Source organism: Pseudomonas citri (genome assembly GCF_025336485.1).
In the GTDB taxonomy this organism is placed as follows: domain Bacteria; phylum Pseudomonadota; class Gammaproteobacteria; order Pseudomonadales; family Pseudomonadaceae; genus Aquipseudomonas; species Aquipseudomonas citri.
Genome location: NZ_JAODAB010000007.1, coordinates 162720 through 167849, shown reverse-complemented (window position 1 = coordinate 167849; position 5130 = coordinate 162720). Strand labels below are relative to the sequence as shown.

Annotated in this window: 1 pseudogene (cut by a window edge); it reads left to right on the top strand. The window is 63.6% G+C overall.

Features of this window, described 5'->3' with window-relative positions:
* Positions 1-348: 348 nt before the first annotated feature.
* Positions 349-5130 (top strand): annotated as a pseudogene (locus N4Q37_RS28095) (amino acid adenylation domain-containing protein); its annotated part runs 11556 nt beyond the window's last position; the annotation flags it as partial.

Below are 5130 nucleotides of genomic sequence, written 5' to 3'. Positions count from 1 at the left end.
AGCTCCGCCATCCCTCTCCGTGGGGCGAAGGGCCTTGTCCGGGGCAGACCCGACAGGGTTTCGCCCCCGGACTTTGCCCCCCGCCGGCATGGCGTCTGCTCGACGTCCCGGGCTTGTCCCTGCTTCCCATGACAGACATGACATGGCGAATGTTCTAATTTTTTTTGGCCTGTAAGGAGACCGTCCGCGGACGGACCTCCTTCGGTTGAACATGACGATTATCCATGGCCCTGGCCCGCCGCCGTGATCGGCCCAATCGCCGTTCATTCTCGCGTCCACACGCCTCGCCGCAGCTGAAAGACACGTTTTTATCGTCAACCACTCCGAATCAGAAAAGCAGGTTCTTCGATGCAATTCAGCGAATTGATGGCAGCTCTGTCCAAGCACCCGATCCGTCTCCAGCAGGATGACGATAACCTTGTGATCCTGGGCGACGACGAAGGACTGGACGGCGCATTGTGGGACAGCCTCACTGTCCATAAGCGCGAATTGCTCGATCTGGTGGAGCGCAACGGTGGCGACTGGCTGAGCCCGGCATTTCGCATTACGCCGGACATGCTGCCGCTGGCGAACCTGTCCCAGGCAGACATCGACCGGATCGTCGACAGTGTGCCGGGTGGCGCAGGCAACGTGCAGGATATTTACCCACTGGCGCCCTTGCAGGAGGGCATTCTTTATCATCACCTCGCTGCTGAACAGGGCGACCCCTATGTCTTGCAGGCCTTGTTCGCCGCCGACCGGCGCACCCGCCTGGACGATTTTGCCCAGGCGCTGCAAGGGGTGATCGATCGCCACGACATCTTGCGCACCTCGGTGGTCTGGGAAGGGTTGGACGAGCCGGTGCAGGTGGTCTGGCACGAGGCCAGGCTGGCATTCGAAGAGGTCGAGCCGGCCCCGGCCGACGGCGATATCGTGGAGCAACTGCAACGGCGCTTCGACACCCGCCACCACCGCCTGGATGTGGGACGGGCGCCGTTGATGCGCCTGGTCTGCGCACCGGACCCGGTCAACGAGCGCTGGGTAGCGATTCTGTTGTTCCATCATCTGGCGATGGACCATGCGGCGCTGGAGCTGGTCCAGCATGAAATGCAGGCGTTCCTGCTCGGCCAGGCCCATGAGCTGCCCGAGGCAGTGCCTTATCGCAACTATGTGGCGCAGGTCAGGCTGGGGGCGGACGGCGAATCCCACGAAGGCTTTTTCCGCCAGATGCTGGCCGATGTCGATGAGCCGACGCTGCCGCTGGGTTTCGCCGAGGTGCCCGAACAGGAATCGGCCACCGAAGAGGTGCACCTGGGGCTCGATGATGCACTGAGTCGTCGCTTGCGGGTACAGGCCCGTCAGTTGGGCGTGAGTGCGGCAAGCCTGCATCACCTGGCCTGGGCTCGTGTGGTGGGCGCAATCTCGGGCCGGCAGGATGTGGTGTTTGGCACGGTGCTGATGGGCCGGATGCAGGGCGGTGACGGTGCCGACCGTGCCCTGGGCATGTTCATCAACACGCTGCCGTTGCGGATAAAAATGACTGGACAGGGCGTGCGTGCGGCCGTGAAAGCCACCCACGCGGACCTGACGGCCCTGCTTGGCCATGAGCATGCCTCCCTGGCCCTGGCCCAACGTTGCAGTGGCGTGCCGGCACCCGCTCCGCTCTTCGGTGCGTTGCTCAACTACCGGCACAGCGGCGGCGCCGCACAGGCGCCTACCACACAGGCGTTGCTGGCCTGGGAGGGGCTGCATACGTTGGGGGGAGCGGAGGCGACCAACTATCCGCTGACCTTATCGGTGGATGACCTGGGCGAAGGCTTCAGCCTGAGCGTGCTGGCCCTGGCCGGGATCGGTGCCCAGCGCATGGGTGAATACATGCGCCAGGCTTTGGAAAATCTGGTCCGGATGCTTGAATCGACGCCGGAGGCGCCCCTGCATCAGTTGTCGGTTTTGCCGGTGGCGGAGCGTGAGCAACTGCTGGTGGCGTTCAATGCCAGTGAAGCTGAATATCCTCAGCAACAAACCATTCATGGGTTGTTCGAGGAGCAGGTTCAACGTACACCCGAGGCCGTGGCGGTGGTGCGCGGTGAACAACGCCTGAGCTATCGCGAACTGAACGAACGGGCCAACCGCCTGGCGCATTACCTGCGTGGGCAGGGCGTACAACCGGATGCGCGGGTGGCGATCTGTGTCGAGCGCGGCCTCGACATGGTGGTGGGCTTGCTGGCGATCCTCAAGGCTGGCGGCGGTTATGTGCCGCTGGATCCGGGTTACCCGGCCGAGCGCATTGCCTACATGCTTGAAGACAGTACGCCGGCGGTGGTGCTGGCACAGGCGGCGACCCTTGGCTTGCTGGCCGGGGCGTCGATGCCGGTCATCAATCTGGACAGCGGGTTGTGGCAGGACGAATCCGTCTCGAACCCGCAGGTGCCTGAGCTGACTTCGTCGCACCTGGCCTACCTGATCTACACCTCCGGTTCGACCGGTCTGCCAAAAGGCGTGATGATCGAACACCGCAACACCGTGAACTTCCTGACCTGGGCGCACCGTTCGTTCGATGCGGCGACGTTGGCGAAAACCCTGTTCTCGACCTCGTTGAACTTCGACCTGGCGGTCTATGAATGCTTCGCGCCGCTGACCTGCGGCGGCAGCATCGAAGTGGTCACTAATGTGCTGGAACTGCAACAGGGCGAGCACGACATCACCTTGATCAACACCGTGCCGTCGGCGCTCAAGGCGTTGCTGGAATCCGGTGGGTTGAGTGAGGGCGTCGATACGGTCAACGTGGCCGGTGAAGCGCTCAAGCGCAGTCTGGTGGAAAGCTTGTTCGAGCAGACCCAGGTCAAGCGCTTGTGCAACCTTTACGGCCCGTCGGAGACCACGACCTACTCGAGCTGGGTATCCATGGCCCGCGAAGACGGGTTTGCGGCGCACATCGGTAAGCCGGTGGCGAATACCCAGTTCTACTTGCTGGATGAACACAAGCAACCGGTGCCGTTGGGTGTTTCCGGTGAAATCTACATCGGCGGTGCGGGTGTTGCCCGTGGCTATCTCAATCGCGATGACCTGACCGCCGAACGCTTCCTCAAGGATCCCTTCAGTACCGTTCCAAACGCGCGGATGTACAAGACCGGCGACCTCGGGCGTTACCTGCCAGACGGCAACATCGAATACCTGGGCCGCAACGACGACCAGGTGAAGATCCGCGGTTTCCGCATCGAACTGGGGGAGATCGAAGCCAAGCTTGCCCAGCACGAGGCAATCAAGGAAACGGTGGTCCTGGCTCGGGAAGACGTGCCGGGCGACAAACGTCTGGTCGCCTATTTCACCCAGTCAGCAGCGGTGGACATCGAAACCCTGCGCAACCATCTGCAAGCACAACTGCCGGCCTACATGGTGCCGGCCGCGTACGTGCAACTGGAAGCCTTGCCGCTGACCCCCAACGGCAAACTCGACCGCAAGGCGCTGCCAGCCCCGGATCAGGCCGCGGTCATCGCCCGTGGCTACGAAGCCCCGCAAGGCGCCGTCGAAACAGCCCTCGCACAGATCTGGGCCGAGGCGCTCAAGGTTGAGCGCGTCGGTCGCCACGATCATTTCTTCGAGTTGGGTGGCCATTCGCTGCTGGCCGTGAGCCTGATCGAACGCATGCGCCAGGCCGGCCTGAGTGCCGACGTGCGCGTGCTGTTCGGCCAGCCAACCCTGGCGGCGCTGGCGGCAGCCGTGGGTCACGGCAGGGAGGTCAGTATCCCTGCCAACCTGATCCCCCAGGATTGCGAGCGCATCACTCCGGCCATGCTGCCATTGGCTGCGCTGACCCAGGACGCCATCGATCGCATCGTAGCGGGGATACCGGGTGGCGCGCGCAATGTGCAGGACATCTATCCGCTGGCACCGCTGCAGGAAGGCATCCTGTATCACCACCTGGCGTCCGGGCAGGGTGATCCGTATGTGCTGCAGTCGCAGTTCGCGTTCGACAACCGTGAACGACTCGACGCCTTCGCCCAGGCGCTGCAATTCGTCATCGACCGGCATGACATCCTGCGCACCAGCGTGGTGTGGGATGGCCCGGATGAACCCCTCCAAGTGGTCTGGCGCGAAGCGAAGCTACAGGTGGACACGGTCGATTTCGATCCCTCGGCCGGCGATGCCGTGACGCAACTGCGTCAGCGTTTCGATCCACGTCATTACCGCCTGGATGTCACTCGAGCGCCGATGATGCGCCTGGCCTGTGGATTGGACGAGGCCAATGGTCGTGTGGTCGCGACGCTGCTGTTCCACCACATGGCCCTGGACCATACGGCGATGGAGGTGGTGCAGCACGAGATGCAGGCCCACTTGTTGGGTGAAACCTTGCAACTGGCGCCAGCGATGCCGTATCGCAATTACGTGGCCCAGGCGCGCCTGGGGGTGAGCCGCGAAGAGCACGAGGTGTTTTTCCGCGACATGCTCGGTGACATCGACGAGCCGACATTGCCTTTCGGTTTGCACGATGTGCAGGGCGACGGTCACGACATCGACGAGGCCGGGCAATCGGTGGACGCCGCGCTGAACCTGCGTCTGCGGGCGCAGGCACGCCAGCTGGGAGTGAGCGTCGCGAGCCTGGTCCACCTGGCCTGGGCCCAGGTGCTGGGCAAGGTGTCCGGCAAGCAGGAGGTGGTGTTCGGGACCGTCCTGATGGGGCGGTTGCAGGGCGGCGCCGGTGCCGACCGGGCGCTGGGTATGTTCATCAATACTTTGCCGCTGCGGGTGGATGTCGGCGTGACGGGCGTGCGGGCCGGGGTCAAGGCGACCCACGCACGGCTGACCGCGTTGCTTGGCCATGAGCATGCCTCGCTGGCCCTGGCCCAGCGTTGCAGTGGCGTGGCCGCACCGTTGCCGCTGTTCAGTGCGTTGCTCAACTACCGACACAGCGCCCCGGGCGAGGTCTCGGTGCAAGGGGAACAGGCATGGCACGGTGTCCATGCCCTGCACGGCGAGGAACGTACCAACTACCCGCTGACCTTGAACGTGGATGACCTGGGCAACGGGTTCAACCTGTCGGTACTGGTTGCCTCGCAAATTGGAGCGCAGCGGGTGTGTGGGTACATGCACACGGCGCTGGAAAAACTGGTGGAGGCCCTGGAGCAGACGCCGCAGGCGGCTTTGTATCGC